This window comes from Vibrio sp. Y42_MX_L11, from assembly GCF_024181785.1.
Taxonomy (GTDB): Bacteria; Pseudomonadota; Gammaproteobacteria; order Enterobacterales; family Vibrionaceae; genus Vibrio; species Vibrio diabolicus.
This window is the reverse complement of record NZ_JAMZAP010000002.1, coordinates 354,706-368,690: the sequence shown is the minus strand read 5'-3', so window position 1 is coordinate 368,690 and position 13,985 is coordinate 354,706. Positions and strand designations below refer to the sequence as shown.

At 45.8% G+C, this 13,985-nt stretch carries 16 protein-coding genes; 1 reads left to right on the top strand and 15 read right to left on the bottom strand.

Annotation, left to right across the window (positions count from 1 at the left end):
* Positions 1-234 precede the first annotated feature (234 nt).
* Positions 235-1,560, top strand: coding sequence for an outer membrane protein transport protein (locus NL643_RS03565; protein ID WP_193447005.1), 1,326 nt, complete (start codon positions 235-237; stop codon positions 1,558-1,560).
* Between the two features lie 74 nt (positions 1,561-1,634).
* On the opposite strand, the gene NL643_RS03560 is transcribed toward NL643_RS03565, so the two are convergent.
* The 15 genes from NL643_RS03560 to NL643_RS03490 form a co-directional block, all read right to left on the bottom strand.
* A complete protein-coding gene (locus NL643_RS03560) occupies positions 1,635-2,408 on the bottom strand; it encodes a VacJ family lipoprotein (protein ID WP_253643910.1) in 774 nt (257 codons plus the stop codon).
* Between the two features lie 215 nt (positions 2,409-2,623).
* On the bottom strand, positions 2,624-3,838 hold the full coding sequence (ccmI, locus tag NL643_RS03555; protein WP_253643909.1) for a c-type cytochrome biogenesis protein CcmI: 1,215 nt from the start codon (positions 3,836-3,838) through the stop codon (positions 2,624-2,626).
* Positions 3,838-4,323 (bottom strand): cytochrome c-type biogenesis protein, encoded by a 486-nt coding sequence (locus NL643_RS03550; RefSeq protein WP_005380519.1) that lies wholly within the window; start codon positions 4,321-4,323, stop codon positions 3,838-3,840. The genes ccmI and NL643_RS03550 overlap by 1 nt, the downstream gene beginning before the upstream one ends.
* On the bottom strand, positions 4,320-4,874 hold the full coding sequence (locus NL643_RS03545; RefSeq protein WP_012841537.1) for a DsbE family thiol:disulfide interchange protein: 555 nt from the start codon (positions 4,872-4,874) through the stop codon (positions 4,320-4,322). Before NL643_RS03545 ends, NL643_RS03550 begins: the two co-directional genes overlap by 4 nt.
* A 1-nt stretch (position 4,875) precedes the next feature.
* A complete protein-coding gene (locus NL643_RS03540) occupies positions 4,876-6,852 on the bottom strand; it encodes a heme lyase CcmF/NrfE family subunit (protein ID WP_005394299.1) in 1,977 nt (658 codons plus the stop codon).
* The gene (gene ccmE / locus NL643_RS03535; protein ID WP_005380516.1) at positions 6,849-7,334 is read right to left on the bottom strand and encodes a cytochrome c maturation protein CcmE; all 486 of its coding nucleotides are present in this window, start codon (positions 7,332-7,334) and stop codon (positions 6,849-6,851) included. The genes NL643_RS03540 and ccmE overlap by 4 nt, the downstream gene beginning before the upstream one ends.
* Positions 7,331-7,537 (bottom strand): heme exporter protein CcmD, encoded by a 207-nt coding sequence (ccmD, locus tag NL643_RS03530; protein WP_005380515.1) that lies wholly within the window; start codon positions 7,535-7,537, stop codon positions 7,331-7,333. The genes ccmE and ccmD overlap by 4 nt, the downstream gene beginning before the upstream one ends.
* A gap of 11 nt (positions 7,538-7,548) precedes the next feature.
* Positions 7,549-8,292 carry a heme ABC transporter permease gene (locus NL643_RS03525; RefSeq protein WP_005394301.1) on the bottom strand — a complete coding sequence of 248 codons (744 nt, stop codon included), beginning with the start codon at positions 8,290-8,292 and terminating at the stop codon, positions 7,549-7,551.
* Between the two features lie 109 nt (positions 8,293-8,401).
* Positions 8,402-9,070 (bottom strand): heme exporter protein CcmB, encoded by a 669-nt coding sequence (gene ccmB, locus NL643_RS03520; protein ID WP_006741714.1) that lies wholly within the window; start codon positions 9,068-9,070, stop codon positions 8,402-8,404.
* A gap of 1 nt (position 9,071) precedes the next feature.
* A complete protein-coding gene (ccmA, locus tag NL643_RS03515; RefSeq protein ID WP_012841536.1) occupies positions 9,072-9,689 on the bottom strand; it encodes a cytochrome c biogenesis heme-transporting ATPase CcmA in 618 nt (205 codons plus the stop codon).
* Between the two features lie 286 nt (positions 9,690-9,975).
* Positions 9,976-10,470 carry a DUF2802 domain-containing protein gene (locus tag NL643_RS03510; protein ID WP_041853027.1) on the bottom strand — a complete coding sequence of 165 codons (495 nt, stop codon included), beginning with the start codon at positions 10,468-10,470 and terminating at the stop codon, positions 9,976-9,978.
* A 14-nt stretch (positions 10,471-10,484) separates the two neighbouring features.
* Positions 10,485-10,979: a chemotaxis protein CheW gene (locus tag NL643_RS03505; protein ID WP_005380507.1), complete on the bottom strand. Its 495-nt coding sequence runs from the start codon at positions 10,977-10,979 to the stop codon at positions 10,485-10,487.
* Between the two features lie 35 nt (positions 10,980-11,014).
* Positions 11,015-12,073 (bottom strand): chemotaxis protein CheW, encoded by a 1,059-nt coding sequence (locus NL643_RS03500; RefSeq protein WP_253643908.1) that lies wholly within the window; start codon positions 12,071-12,073, stop codon positions 11,015-11,017.
* The gene (locus tag NL643_RS03495) at positions 12,063-12,842 is read right to left on the bottom strand and encodes a ParA family protein (RefSeq protein ID WP_006741712.1); all 780 of its coding nucleotides are present in this window, start codon (positions 12,840-12,842) and stop codon (positions 12,063-12,065) included. Before NL643_RS03495 ends, NL643_RS03500 begins: the two co-directional genes overlap by 11 nt.
* A gap of 8 nt (positions 12,843-12,850) precedes the next feature.
* Positions 12,851-13,963, bottom strand: a complete 1,113-nt coding sequence (locus tag NL643_RS03490) for a chemotaxis response regulator protein-glutamate methylesterase (protein ID WP_253643907.1) — start codon at positions 13,961-13,963, stop codon at positions 12,851-12,853.
* Positions 13,964-13,985 lie beyond the last annotated feature (22 nt).

Genomic DNA, 13,985 nt, shown 5'->3' with positions numbered 1-13,985 from the left:
TTATTGCCCACTCAATTTGAGTGAACACGTGTATCTAAATCTCACAATTAGGACGCACAGCTGTTCGCTGAATTCCATTTACAAGCCCTTCACAGTTAGATTATTAAACCACCCAAACAACACTTGAAAGCATAATATTCCAAATGACTGCTTGTGCTGGATTTTCATTTCTAAAGTAAAAACTCTACCTTTAAACTTTCGTCCCACGTTATAAACAAATCAGCGAACATTCGAATGAAAACCAACAAGACTCTTCTATCAACAGCAGTGGCATTAAGCCTACTTGGCACAACGGGCATGGCTAACGCAGCAGGTTTCCAACTTGCTGAATATTCTGCAACAGGCCTAGGTCGAGCATATGCTGGTGAAGCAGCAATGGCTGACAACGCAAGTGCACAATGGCGTAACCCAGCAATGCTAACTTATTTGGAAGGCACTCAAGTGTCCGTTGGTGCAATCTATGTGAACCCAAATATTGATATTGAAGGTGATGTAAACTTCCACGGTAGTACTTCTTCTGCATCTTCAGATGATTTCGCACATGATGCAATCATTCCAAACTTCTACCTATCACACCAATACAATGAGAAATTCGCGATTGGTTTGGCATTTGGCACCAACTACGGTATGGAAACCGATTTAGGTAAAGGCTTTGGTGCATCACACTTCGGTAACGAAGCAAGCGTAACGACAATGGAAGCGAACTTAAACGCAGCTTACAAAGTCAATGAATCAATCAGCGTTGGTGGTGGTATCCGTTACATCATCGGCGAAGGCAGCTTTGGCGCAGCAGCTCCTAAGAATAACGTTGTAGGAAAGCACCCTGTCACTGGCGATCCTATCAGTGTTCCTCAAGGTACCGCTCTAAAATACATGGAAGGTGACGATACCGCTTGGGGCTGGCAAGTTGGTACTGCATGGCAGATCAATGAAAATAACCGTATCGGCTTCGCGTACAAATCTGAAGTTGAACTGAAGCTTGAAGGCCATGCTGAAGGTCTAGGTTTTGGCTTCGGTACTAAGCTTTCACAACTACGTGACAACGGCTACATGTACCTAAACCTGCCTGCAACGGCTGAGTTGGCAAGCTTCCACCAAGTAACAGACCAACTTGCGTTACACGCAAGCTTTAACTGGACGGATTGGAGCTCTTTCGAGAAATTGGAAGCACGTCTAGATACCGCTGGCACGCATATGGTTAAAGTAGAAAACTGGGAAGATAACTACCGCTTTGCTGTTGGTGCCACTTACCAGCTTGATCCTAAGCTAGCGCTACGTACTGGTATTGCGTACGATACTTCAGCGGTAAGCGACAAAAACCGTACGATCACTATCCCAGAAACTGACCGTACTTGGCTAAGTATTGGCGCAACGTACGATTGGACGAAAGACTTCAGCCTAGACGCTGGCTTCACCTATATTTTCGCGAAAGACGCGCCAATCGTTGAGTCTCGTGGTTATAAGTCAGACGACGCTGCGGAACAAGTCGGCGGCCAATTCGTAGGCGAAACTACGGGTAATGTTTGGCTAATCGGTGTTCAAGCAAACTACCGTTTCTAACCAAACAGCAAAAATACAAAAAAGGCTTAGCATCAGCTAAGCCTTTTTTATTTGTATATTGTAAAGAACAGCGCTTAAAAGTCTTCTAGGTATTCGTCTAAATACTCTTCTTCTTCGATGTTAACTTCTTCAACGGTTTCAACTTCTGCTTTAAAGTTTTGACGCTGAATATAAACATCGCGAGTAAGAATATATGGATCCGGCGACGAGTCTAACTGTGCTTCTTGCGGTACTAATAAAGCACGCTTCTCCATGCCTTCAAACGCCCACTTGCCCAAACTCGCCCAGAAGTTGAGGTAAGAGAGGGGTAAATACGTACTATCTACGGTATCTGTCACTTCACGTAAGGTATACGGGCCATAACCTGGAATCATGAAGTAAGGGCCATTTCCAACACCATAATGACCTGCTGCATCACTGAACGCTTTCTCGTCGTATTTCGTAATACCCGCGGCACTTGCAATATCGAATAAACCGAAAATACCAAACGTCGAGTTAATCCAAAAACGGTTAAAGTGGTCCACGGCTTTCGTACCGTTACCCATGACTAAGTTATTAACCATGCTGGCTGGCTCATCTAAGTTCGACAAGAAGTTAGCAATACCGGAACGAATAGGAACTGGCGTGTATTCCACATACGCAAGTGATACAGGACGAACCAAATACGGATCTAAATATTCGTAGTTGATTTCCCACATGGTTCGGTTAAAGCCTTCCAACGGGTCATACACATCAGAAGTCGTTTGATTTGTTTCTTGTCCTGTTACTGCTTCATCAGGCGCACTTGAACAGCCAACCAGTCCAACTGCAAGCAGTAACAAGAAGGTAGATTTACCCTTGTTATACATTTTATTTTCCATAACGACTATTAATGTACCTAAGTCACCCAATGAAAAGTTGTACGTATGTTGAGCAGTATACGTAGTAAAGATGACTCAGATATGGGAATAAATAAAGGCCAGCAGTCGCTGGCCTTCGGTATTCTACTCGATCGTTTAGAGTCATACCACTAAAGGCAACAGACTCTACCCCGTTGTCATATTTCAGAGACAGACGCTAACGATTAATATTGCTGGTCAATGGTCACTTCAACCGGCGTGCCAAATTCAACGACGTCACTCTCTCCGTGCCAATCTTGGTCACGCGTTGCTACGTTACCGTCAGAGTCCACACGCACACGGACGATTAACTTGTCGAGTGAAGATAGTTTTTGCCCCTGCATCATGGCATTACCATCATCTAATACGACTGTACGAGGGAAAGTACCCAGCGGATAGCGAGCTGCCGCAACAGGCATTGGTGAGCCATCTGCACGATGTACTGACACAATCAGAACTGCGTTTGGATCCAACTGAGCATTTGGTGCCACATTAATTGTCACAGCAACACTCTTATCCGGTGAAACCGCTTCGCCCATTTGCTTACGAGCACTCTCAATACTGCGTGACAACATCTCGTAGCGGCTATCTTCTGGACCAATCATTTGCTGCATGATTCCCCAGTACTTGATCGCTGCCGGGAAGTCTTGACGCTCAAACGCATCGAACGCTAACAAAGAAAACACTCGCAGATCGACATAGTCTTGCTGCATCAGCTTGCCGAGTAATGAGCGAGCCGTCGCTTGATCCATTTCCTCTTGAGACAGCATCAGAGCTTGTGCATAACCCAACATCACATCAGGATCTTTGGGCTCTAGGCGATATGACTTTTCCATCGCATCGATAGCAGTCGTGACATCACGATTTGCTAACGCAATACGACCTAGCAGTAACCAACCTGTCGAGTCTTCCGGCTGGTAATGTAAGCGAGTTCGAAGGGCAAGGGTCAAATCCGCCATTTCTTCGTCACTCAACGGCTCAGAAGAAGCCGACATCAGCTTTTTCGATAACTCAGGTAGATTTGCAGACACTTCTTGCCACTGAACAATATCTTCTGACGCGCCAAATTTGTAATACAAGCCATAGCTCAACGCCACCGTCAGAATTACCGATGGGACTAAAACCGCGATTGGTGAAACCTTGGTTTCTTTTTGCGCTTTATCACCAGGAATATCGTCAAGGAGAGACTGCTTTAGATCAGAAATCAGTTCGTCTTCACTTTCAACCAGACCTTCGTCGGTTTCTTCTGCAAGCTCAGATAAACGGTCTTTATAGAAAGCCTTGTTGAGCTCATCGCGTAACACATCATCATTGTTCGCTTTTTGTTTAAGCAGCGGCAAAGCCACCAGCGCACAAGCAATAAGCGTAAGAGCAACGGTGGAAATCCAAAATAGTGTCATTACTTCTTATCTCCGTTGTTCTCTTCTTCAAGCAATGCTTTTAAACGAGCCTCTTTTTGCTCATCCCATTGCTCGTCACTGCTCGCTTTTGCCTTAACTTTAGATTTACGGCTACGCAGTACAATCAAACCAAAACCACCCAATACTACAGCGAGTGGCCCTAGCCACAAGATCGCAGTCGCGACCGTAAATGGTGGGTTGTAAGTCACGAAGTTACCGTAGCGGGCGATCATGTAATCAACAATCTCATCTTTGGACTTACCTTCTTTGGTCATTTCGTACACCTTATGGCGTAAGTCCTGAGCAAGTTCAGCGTTAGAATCCGAGATCGTGTTGTTCTGACATTTAGGGCAACGGAGCGTATGGCTTAACTCTTTGAACTGCTGTTCTTGTTCCAAATTATCAAACTCGTACACTTCAATGGCCGCATGAGCAGCAAGAGATAATGTCATCGCAGCAAAAACGGCAAGAATTAGCTTTCTCATTGCTTCGCCTCCTCAACCAATTTGTTGTAAAGCGGCTCCAGTGTTTCTGACCAATTACGTGGGTTTACATCCCCCACATGGCGATAGCGAATCACACCATTTGCATCAATAATGAATGTTTCTGGTGCACCATAAACGCCAAGGTCAAGACCAAGCATACCGCTACCATCAAATAGGCTAATTAAGTACGGGTTGCCGAGATCATTCAACCAGCCTACCGCTTTGTTACGATCATCTTTGTAATTCATACCGATGATCTTAACGCCCTTACCCGCCAATTCGTTTAGGTATTTATGCTCTGCATAACACGTTGGACACCACGTTGCCCAAACGTTCAAGAGCAACGGCTCACCTTTAAAAATTGACTGGTCGTATTGTTTTCCAGGTTCAGCTAAGTCTTCTAAGTGAAACTCAGGAACTGGCTTACCAACCAAAACCGACTCCAATTTCGTTGGATCATCGCCCTCTTGGTTGCGCATTAACTGGGTTGCGAAAATGCCCGCCAAAATCATGAAAGCGACGAGCGGAATAAATAAGATTTTCTTATTCATGTTATGCCTCCTGCTCTTTTGACTTCGCGTTTTTCTTTGAAGATTTACGGAAGCGATAACGCTTATCTGAAATCGCTAATGCACCGCCTAACGCCATAATCAAAGAGCCAGCCCAAATCCAACGAACGAACGGTTTATAGTAAATACGAACAGCCCAAGATCGGTTGTCGTCTAAACGTTCACCCATTGCAATGTATAAGTCACGACTAATTCCACGGTCAATGGCAGCTTCGGTCATCATAGACTTAGCCGTACGGTAGAAGCGCTTCTCAGCGTGAAGCGTATTCACGTATTTGCCATCATGTGTGATCTCAAAATCCGCGATGTAGCCATCGTAGTTTGGACCATCTTTATCACGCAGGCCTGAGAAGTAGAAATCATAACCTTGAATTTGGAAGTGTTCGCCAGGTGCTAAACGTACATCACGCTCAATGCTGTAGTTCTGTACCATCGCAATACCGATAACAGATACCGCCAGACCAACATGACCCAACATCATCGCCCAATGGCTACGCTGCAGCTTGCGAACGCCTTCACTAAAGCTATGACGGTGCGTTGCACGCTCATATAGTTCAAAGCCATGCATTGCAATAATCCAAATCGCCATTACCCAGCCAATGTAAGCCATGGTTGAGAAGAAGTCGGCAAACAGGTATACGCATACCGCGGCCAAAGCAAAAGCAAGCACACCTGAAACGAGCATTGGTTTCACAAGTTTAGATAAATTGTCTCGCTTCCAACGGATAAGTGGACCAATACCAAGTAGGAAAGCAAATGGCATCATCAACCACGCAAACAGCATGTCGAAGAATGGCGCACCGATAGAAACCGACCCCAAACCAAGCTGCTTATGTACGAGCGGCAATAATGTCCCCACTAACACCACAACAAGTGCTGCGATAAGTAATACGTTATTGGCTAGGAGCGCGTTTTCACGAGAGACTAAGTCGAAGTTACCTCGTACACGCACTGCCGCCCCTTTCACGGCAAACAGCAGTAAAGAACCACCGATAACGAAAACTAAGAAACCTAGAATAAACATACCGCGCGACGGGTCAGACGCGAACGCGTGCACCGATACTAAAATACCGGAACGGACTAAGAATGTGCCCAACAAACTCAACGAAAATGCAGAGATTGCCAATAGTACCGTCCACGCTTTAAATGTGCCGCGTTTTTCTGTCACTGCAAGAGAGTGCATTAATGCGGTACCCGCTAACCAAGGCATGAATGATGCGTTTTCTACTGGATCCCAGAACCACCAGCCACCCCAGCCAAGTTCGTAGTAAGCCCACCAAGAGCCTAGTGCGATACCGAGTGTTAAAAATACCCATGCAGCGGTTGTCCAAGGACGAGACCAACGGGCCCAAGCCGTATCAAGGCGTCCGGTCATTAGGGATGCGATCGCAAAGGAGAAGGCAACCGAGAAACCAACGTAGCCCATGTAAAGCATTGGCGGGTGAACAATCAAACCAGGGTCTTGAAGCAGAGGGTTCAAGTCACGCCCGTCAACCGGGAAGAAAGGCAACGTACGCAAGAATGGGTTTGACGTTAAGATGATAAACAGTAGGAAACCCACTGAGATCATGCCCATTACGGCAAGTACACGTGCAACCGACTCTTGCGGCATACCACGACTGAATGTCGCTACAGCGACAGTCCAAGCAGCTTGGATTAAAACCCATAGCAACAGTGAACCTTCGTGTGCACCCCATACTGCGGTTAAACGGTAGTACCAAGGAAGCTGACTATTCGAGTTGCTCGCTACATACTGTAACGTGAAGTCGTTGGTATAAAATCCCCAACATAAAATGGCGAAAGAGAACAACAGCATCAGGAACATAGACCAAGATAGCGGTCGCGCTGTGTTCATGAGCATGGTGTTATTATTCGATGCTCCCCACAATGGCAATACGCTCAGCAGCACTGCCATTGCAAGCGAAAGAATGAGAGCAAAGTGACCGATTTCAGCAATCATTGGCCGCTTCCTTGTTTCTGTTCGGTGCTGTATTGAAGCGGTTCATGCGTTTTCTTCATCGCTTCTGCAATTTCTGGTGGCATGTATTCTTCATCGTGCTTCGCTAGGACCTCAAATGCCTCAACCGTCGTGGCATCTTTCAGTACACCTTGAGCCACAATACCCTGCCCTTCACGGAACAAGTCAGGCAGAATACCGTCATAGGTAATCGTCACTTTCGGACCGACATCGTGCAGGTCAAAACTCACTTTCAAAGAATTAGGATCTCGACGAACCGAGCCCACAACCACCATACCACCGATACGTAGACGCTGGCCTACTTCTGGCTTGGTGCCATCTGGCTTACCATTAACCAATTCCGTTGGAGTGTAGAAAAGGTCCATATTTTGGTTAAGCGCATAAAGTATCAAACCAATGGTGGCACTAATACCGATAAAGATCGCTAGTACGATACCTAGCCTCTTTTTACGTCTCGGGTTCATAAGGTGTTCTCCATGTTCTTCGCTGCGTCGATACGAGCTTGTCGGTCAATTTTTGCTTTCACTTCTTTCAATAATGCATCACCGCGGCGAAGGCTAGTGATCAGAAGAATCAGCATGGATAAGAAAGTAATACCAAACGCACTCCATACGTATGATGCGTAGCCACCCATGGCAAAAAAGTCGCTCAGAGATTCAAAATGCATAATCAATTACCTCACTGAGTTTGTTCTGTTGCGAGTTTGCGCACCCAAGGGCGGTGACTTTCTTTACTGATGATTTCGTTACGAAAACGTACCATCGTCACGGCACCAAAGAAGAACGCAAAGCCAAAGATGTTCAGCAATAACGGCCAAAGCATGTCGGATGAAATAGAAGGTTGTTCAAATTTCGTGATCGTCGCACCTTGATGAAGCGTGTTCCACCATTCCACGGAAAAGTGAATGATAGGTAGGTTTACTACGCCTACGATCGCTAAAATACCAGCAGCTTTTGCGGCGGTTTTTTGATCGTCAAACGCGTGATAAAGCGCAATAACACCAAGGTAGAGAAATAGAAGAATCAATTCTGAAGTAAGACGGGCGTCCCATACCCACCAAGTGCCCCACATTGGCTTACCCCAAACGGCACCAGTAAGTAGAGCAATAAAGGTAAATACCGCACCTATCGGCGCCATCGCAAGTGCCGCCATATCAGATAGACGTACTTGCCATACTAAGCCAATAAATGCCGCAATCGCCATCGACATGTAAACGCCCATAGACCAAATAGCTGATGGGACGTGAATGTAGATGATTCGGAAACTGTCACCTTGTTGGTAATCTGAAGGCGCAAATGCAAGCCCCCAAACCGTACCAACCGATAAGCATACGAGGGCCAATACAGAAAACCAAGGCAGAAACTTACCACTCAAACGGTAAGCGGTTTCTGGCTTGGCATAAGGATGTAGCCATTTCCACATGTTTTGTTCTCACTCTTACTTCAGGGACACTGTCTAAAGGGTTGAGACCGTAGCAGTGCTTTAATAATAATTCTTTGATCAAGCGCCGCTTCATTGGCACTTTATTGAGTTAGTTAACACTAACTCTCAATGCGGCACTAATGGCAAAAGGCGTTAACGTCATCGCTCCCATTAGCATCGCACCTAAAATTGCTAGTTGACCGTTATACGCCATACCAAGCGCGGCGGCATCAATTGCTGATGTTGCGAAAATCAAAATTGGGATGTAGAGCGGAAGAATAAGCAAACTCAAAAGAACGCCACCCTTTTGCAACCCAACCGTCAAAGCCACACCAATAGCTCCAATAAAACTTAGTGTCGGTGTACCGATCATCAAGGTTAGTACAACAGATAGCCAAGTATTGAAATCGAGCGAAAGTAAAACCGCCAATAATGGGCTAATTAGGATCAGAGGTAACCCTGTTAACAACCAATGTGCTATGACCTTTGAAACCACTACAAGTTGCAATGGAATCGGCATTAGCATCATTTGTTCCAATGCACCGTCTTGAAAATCATCACGAAATAGACGCTCTAATGATAATAAGGCGGATAGCAATGCGGCAACCCAAACAATGCCCGCTGCAATACGTGCTAACAAATTTGGTTCAGGCCCGATACTAAGAGGAAACAGAGTAATAACAATAATAAAGAACCAAAGCGGGTTCAGAATGTCTGCCTGACGGCGAAATGCTATCAATAGCTCGCGGCGAATGATGGTGGTCATAGATGGAATCATATCAATCACCCAACTTTATTTTTCTAAGTTTCGGGCTGTCCGAAAACATATCTTGATGCGTCGTCAACACGACAATACCGCCATTATCAGCGTGACTTGCGAACAAAGATTCAAGCACTTTGACGCCTTGCTTATCGATGGCGGTCAACGGTTCATCTAAAATCCATAAAATTTGCTTACTGAGCCATAACCTTGCTAGTGCCACTCGTCGTTGCTGACCTGCGGAAAGCTGTGCTACAGGCACATCTTCTCGACCAGCTAAACCAACTTGAGTTAAAGCAGTGAAGATTTCTTCGTCAGAAGAGCGGTTATTTTGAATAGATTGGTAAAAACGTAAGTTTTCTAGTGCGGTAAGCTCTCGTTTCACTCCAGTTTGATGCCCTAAGAACAGCAGATCTTGATGGAAAACATCACGAGATTTTTCAACCTCTTCTCCTTTCCACTTAATGATGCCTTCTTCTCTATCACCTAAACCTGTCACAATACGTAGTAACGTAGTTTTGCCAGTACCATTGCGCCCTTCTATCTGGACCAATTCACCAGGCTTAATTTCAAACTGCAGGTTTTCAAACAGGACCCTCTCATCACGGATCGCTGTCAGGTTAGATACTTCTAACATAGAGCTTCAACTAAAAAATGAACGAAGCGCTATATTAGCACAGCTTAGTTATGACAAAACAGGATAAGAGGGCTGGGATGTATGTAAGTTCATGTATTTTTGTTAATTAATCGTCACACTTTAATAAAATTAACTATAAGTAGTTATAAGCTCTCATTTTAACTTGGGGAGCGAGTGCTAAGAAGGAAAATAGCTTAAGGTAATCTAGGGCTGTATTGCAAAAAGATAATTAGTAACCGAATACAAAAAAAGAGGCTTATCGCCTCTTTTTATCGTTTTAAAACCTTTAACGTCGACGACGTCCACGCGCCGGGTATTCTGCATCATCTGATGGCTGACCGCTTAGTGGTGGAATTTTCTCTTTTCCCGCCAGTTTTTTCTGTAGTGAAAGCATCAATTCCGCTTCAGCTTTTGGCAGTTCACACTCTTCAATGAGCTCATTGATATCTGCACCAAGCTGTACCATTTTAGAAGCTCGACTGTACAAGCGACCATCAGTATCAGCGTGTTCGAGTTCACGAATTCTCTCGTTTAGGTGCTGAATAATGTCTTGTTGTTCCGTTACTTTTTGTCCAAGACCAACGACAACCGAACGCACTTCGAGTAACTGCTTACTCAACTTTTGTACTTCTTTATCTACATGTCGAGACTGTGCTCGTTGCTGGTCTACTTGCTTTTGCAACCCCGAGCGAATGCGCAGTTGCAAAACAACCAACACCAACACGATAAAAGCGACGCCACCCGCAAGGAATGGAACAGATAAAAGAGTCTCTTCAGCCATCATTATTCAGCCCATTATAGGTGAGCCATCTCGTCCCATTCGTCATCCGTTAGGAGCTTGTTCAAATCCACAAGGATAAGAAGTTTGCCGTCACGGTTGCTCACACCTTGGATGAACTTCGCGCTTTCATCAGTACCAACAGAAGGCGTCGTGTCAATTTCAGAAGAACGTAGGTAAACCACTTCTGCCACACTATCTACCAAAATACCAATCACTTGACGCTCTGACTCGATCACAATAATACGAGTATTATCTGTAACTTCGCCTTCCATCAGGCCGAAACGTGAACGCGTGTCGATAACAGTAACCACGTTACCACGCAGGTTGATGATACCCAGAACATAATCTGGCGCACCTGGAACGGGTGCAATTTCAGTATAACGAAGTACTTCACGAACTTGCATTACGTTGATGCCGTACGTTTCTTCTTCTAGCTGGAACGTCACCCACTGAAGAACTTCGTCATTCGATGCATCTTTCTTCACTTCTACTTCAAAAGCTTGAGACATAGTTAATCCTCGTTAATGTCGTTCCCGACTTAAATCTAATTCAGTGATTTGACATCTAAACCGGCGTTTAGCATGTCAATGAGCGCCTGGACATGAATTAAGGCGCACATTTTTTCTTTTACCATGCCCGCTAGCCAAGGGCGCTTACCCGCCTGTTCACGCCAGCGAACCTTGTCGATATTGAGCGTTTCCGTCCCCATTAGTTGGTTACTGGCCAGCCCCCACATGCTCTCTCCAAGCATGACAACGTATTGGTAATTATCTTTGTAACTGTCATCGCGAAGCTTATCTGCCATCACCCATTTCGCGGTATCGACGACATCAAACTGTTGCTCACGATTTGTTTGTAGCCCCAAATACCAGGCGGGCTTTCCTATCAAATGGTTAAGCTCGCTGATGCGATGAATACCACCTAACTCATCAAGCGGTACGGCAAACGTGACATCATTCACATCAAAGTAAAGCACTTGAAAATCTTCACTTCGCTTCGTGCTTTCCCAGTCAGTTGGTATTTCGGAACCTGTTTGTGTCTCGAGCTCGGTATCAACGTTCGATTCTATATTGACATCATGCTCAATCACCGATTGAGGTTCAACCAGTTCTGGCTGAGTTTCCTCAAAAACTGGCGCATCAATCACCCAGTCTTGTATCTCTTCAACTGTTTGTAACTCGGGCGCCTCACTAACGGTTTGTACGTCTGGCTCAGCCGCTTTTATTTCTGCTGCAATATCAATCGTATTTTGTTCAAGAATACTATCAATATCTAACTCGGCTACAGGGTTGCTTGCTTCAAGCTGACTTAATAACCTTTGCACATCTTCCAGATTTGGGGCTTCCAATTCTGGCGGGTACGCTTCTTGAAACTGGTAAGTTTCCGGCTCCGAGTATTGAAACTGCAATTCTGGCTCTGGCTCTGGCTCTGGCTCTGGCTCTGGCTCTGGCTCTGGCTCTGGCTCTGGCTCTGCAGATGATATTTCTTGAGCCAGCAAGTCAAGCTCTTCCTCAAGAGTCGTTGCTTCAGCCTCATCACCCAGTAGCGCATTAAAGTAGTCATCAAGCGCTTGTTCACTGGAAAGCACGTCGTTACTGCTCATCGAACGCTAACCTCTCCAGGTAAATCAGTAACTGTTTATACGCAAACACACCACGACTACCAGATGCAAAATGTGATGCTGGCAAATGCTTTAAACTAGCATCACGGAACTTGGTATCAATCGGCACCGCAGAGGTCCATACTTGATTTGGGTAATCTTTCTTCAGTTGCATCAATGTCTGCAAAGACGCTTTGGTGCGCTTGTCATACATCGTTGGAACGATAGTCACTTTGAAACCACCCGGACGAGACTTTTGCATAATGGTTAACGTGCGCATCATGCGTTCCAAGCCTTTCATCGCCAAAAACTCGGTTTGAACGGGAATCAAAATTCGGTCACTGGCGGCCAGTGCGTTCACCATCATCACACCAAGAATTGGCGGGCAGTCAATCAACACATAATCATAGTCTTGTGAGACCGCTTGTAGAGCTCGTTTTAAGATCAGCCCCATCCCACTGCGATTCCCCATGACACGATCAAGCGTCGCAAGGGACATATGCGCGGGAATGATATCCATCCCTTCCAGTTTTGTCTCTAGGATTAACGGCCTCACCGTTTCACGAGAGAATGTCTTCAACTGGAATAAATCAAACAGGCTCGAAGTTACTGCGTCAGGATCATAACCAAGATAGGTAGTCAGTGATGCGTGAGGGTCAGTATCGACCATCAGTACGCGATGACCTTTTTGACTCAGCAAACCCGCTAATGTCACTGTTGAGGTGGTTTTACCCACGCCACCTTTCTGGTTAGCTACACTCCAAACAATCATGATGAATCCTACGCTAGGCCAACTTCCACCAACATGCGTTCTGCAATGCGGTCAAGCGGTAAATCTTCTGAAGAAATGCCTGCTTTAGCAACAGCTTGGGGCATACCATAAACAACACAACTTTCTTCATCTTGAGCCCAAATAGTTGAGCCTGCAGACTTCAACATACGAGCACCTTCACGACCGTCTGCACCCATGCCAGTCAGTACTAAAGAGAGCACTTTGTCACCGTACACTTTGGCTGCAGAACCAAAAGTCACATCCACACATGGTTTGTAGTTCATGCGGTCGCCGCCATCAATGATACGAAGACGAGCAGCCCCCGCTCGACCATCCACCATCATTTGCTTACCACCTGGAGCAAGGTATGCCACACCAGGCTGTAAGACATCGCCGTCTTGGGCTTCTTTCACTTGAATCTTACACAAGGTATTCAAACGGCTGGCAAATGCAGCAGTAAAGGTTGCTGGCATATGTTGGATCAATACGATCGGATGCGGGTAGTTCATCGGTAAACGCGTCAGAATTTTTTGCAAAGCAACCGGACCACCAGTAGACGTGCCAATTGCGGTCAGTTGATACTTCTTACCGGAGGCTCGGAACTTTGCCGCAGTCGGTCGAGCAGGAGCTGGAGTCGCTGGCGAAGCCGTTCTTGAGCCTAGTGGACGAGCTGCCGCACTGGTACTCGCAGCAGCGCGAGTGATTGGTCGACGCATAAAAGCGCGCTTCGAAGCAATCTGAATAACTCGTTGCTGAAGCAGTGACACCGCTTCTTCGCGGTTACGTGCGATGTCTTCAAACTTTTTCGGTAAGAAATCCAATGCGCCCGCATCTAGCGCATCAAGCGTGGCTTTCGCCCCGTCATGAGTCAGGGACGAAAACATTAGGATTGGCGTTGGAGCCGCTGCCATAATTTCACGTACAGCGGTAATGCCATCCATCACTGGCATTTCAATATCCATCGTGATGACGTCCGGTTTAAGAGATTTGGCTTTCTCAACCGCCTCTCTGCCATTTACCGCAACGTCAATCACTTCTAGGCGCGATTCTGAGTTGATGATTTCGCTCACGCGACGTCGAAAAAAACTCGAATCATCAACGACTAGTACTTTAATCGCCATCTTATTCCTTTTAATAACGTCA

Bases quoted from the DNA above. Each gene is read 5' to 3' on its own strand.
- NL643_RS03565 (WP_193447005.1), top strand. From the start codon at position 235: ATGAAAACCAACAAGACTCTTCTATCAACAGCAGTGGCATTAAGCCTA.
- NL643_RS03560 (WP_253643910.1), bottom strand. From the start codon at position 2,408: ATGTATAACAAGGGTAAATCTACCTTCTTGTTACTGCTTGCAGTTGGA.
- ccmI (WP_253643909.1), bottom strand. From the start codon at position 3,838: ATGACACTATTTTGGATTTCCACCGTTGCTCTTACGCTTATTGCTTGT.
- NL643_RS03550 (WP_005380519.1), bottom strand. From the start codon at position 4,323: ATGAGAAAGCTAATTCTTGCCGTTTTTGCTGCGATGACATTATCTCTT.
- NL643_RS03545 (WP_012841537.1), bottom strand. From the start codon at position 4,874: ATGAATAAGAAAATCTTATTTATTCCGCTCGTCGCTTTCATGATTTTG.
- NL643_RS03540 (WP_005394299.1), bottom strand. From the start codon at position 6,852: ATGATTGCTGAAATCGGTCACTTTGCTCTCATTCTTTCGCTTGCAATG.
- ccmE (WP_005380516.1), bottom strand. From the start codon at position 7,334: ATGAACCCGAGACGTAAAAAGAGGCTAGGTATCGTACTAGCGATCTTT.
- ccmD (WP_005380515.1), bottom strand. From the start codon at position 7,537: ATGCATTTTGAATCTCTGAGCGACTTTTTTGCCATGGGTGGCTACGCA.
- NL643_RS03525 (WP_005394301.1), bottom strand. From the start codon at position 8,292: ATGTGGAAATGGCTACATCCTTATGCCAAGCCAGAAACCGCTTACCGT.
- ccmB (WP_006741714.1), bottom strand. From the start codon at position 9,070: ATGATTCCATCTATGACCACCATCATTCGCCGCGAGCTATTGATAGCA.
- ccmA (WP_012841536.1), bottom strand. From the start codon at position 9,689: ATGTTAGAAGTATCTAACCTGACAGCGATCCGTGATGAGAGGGTCCTG.
- NL643_RS03510 (WP_041853027.1), bottom strand. From the start codon at position 10,470: ATGGCTGAAGAGACTCTTTTATCTGTTCCATTCCTTGCGGGTGGCGTC.
- NL643_RS03505 (WP_005380507.1), bottom strand. From the start codon at position 10,979: ATGTCTCAAGCTTTTGAAGTAGAAGTGAAGAAAGATGCATCGAATGAC.
- NL643_RS03500 (WP_253643908.1), bottom strand. From the start codon at position 12,073: ATGAGCAGTAACGACGTGCTTTCCAGTGAACAAGCGCTTGATGACTAC.
- NL643_RS03495 (WP_006741712.1), bottom strand. From the start codon at position 12,842: ATGATTGTTTGGAGTGTAGCTAACCAGAAAGGTGGCGTGGGTAAAACC.
- NL643_RS03490 (WP_253643907.1), bottom strand. From the start codon at position 13,963: ATGGCGATTAAAGTACTAGTCGTTGATGATTCGAGTTTTTTTCGACGT.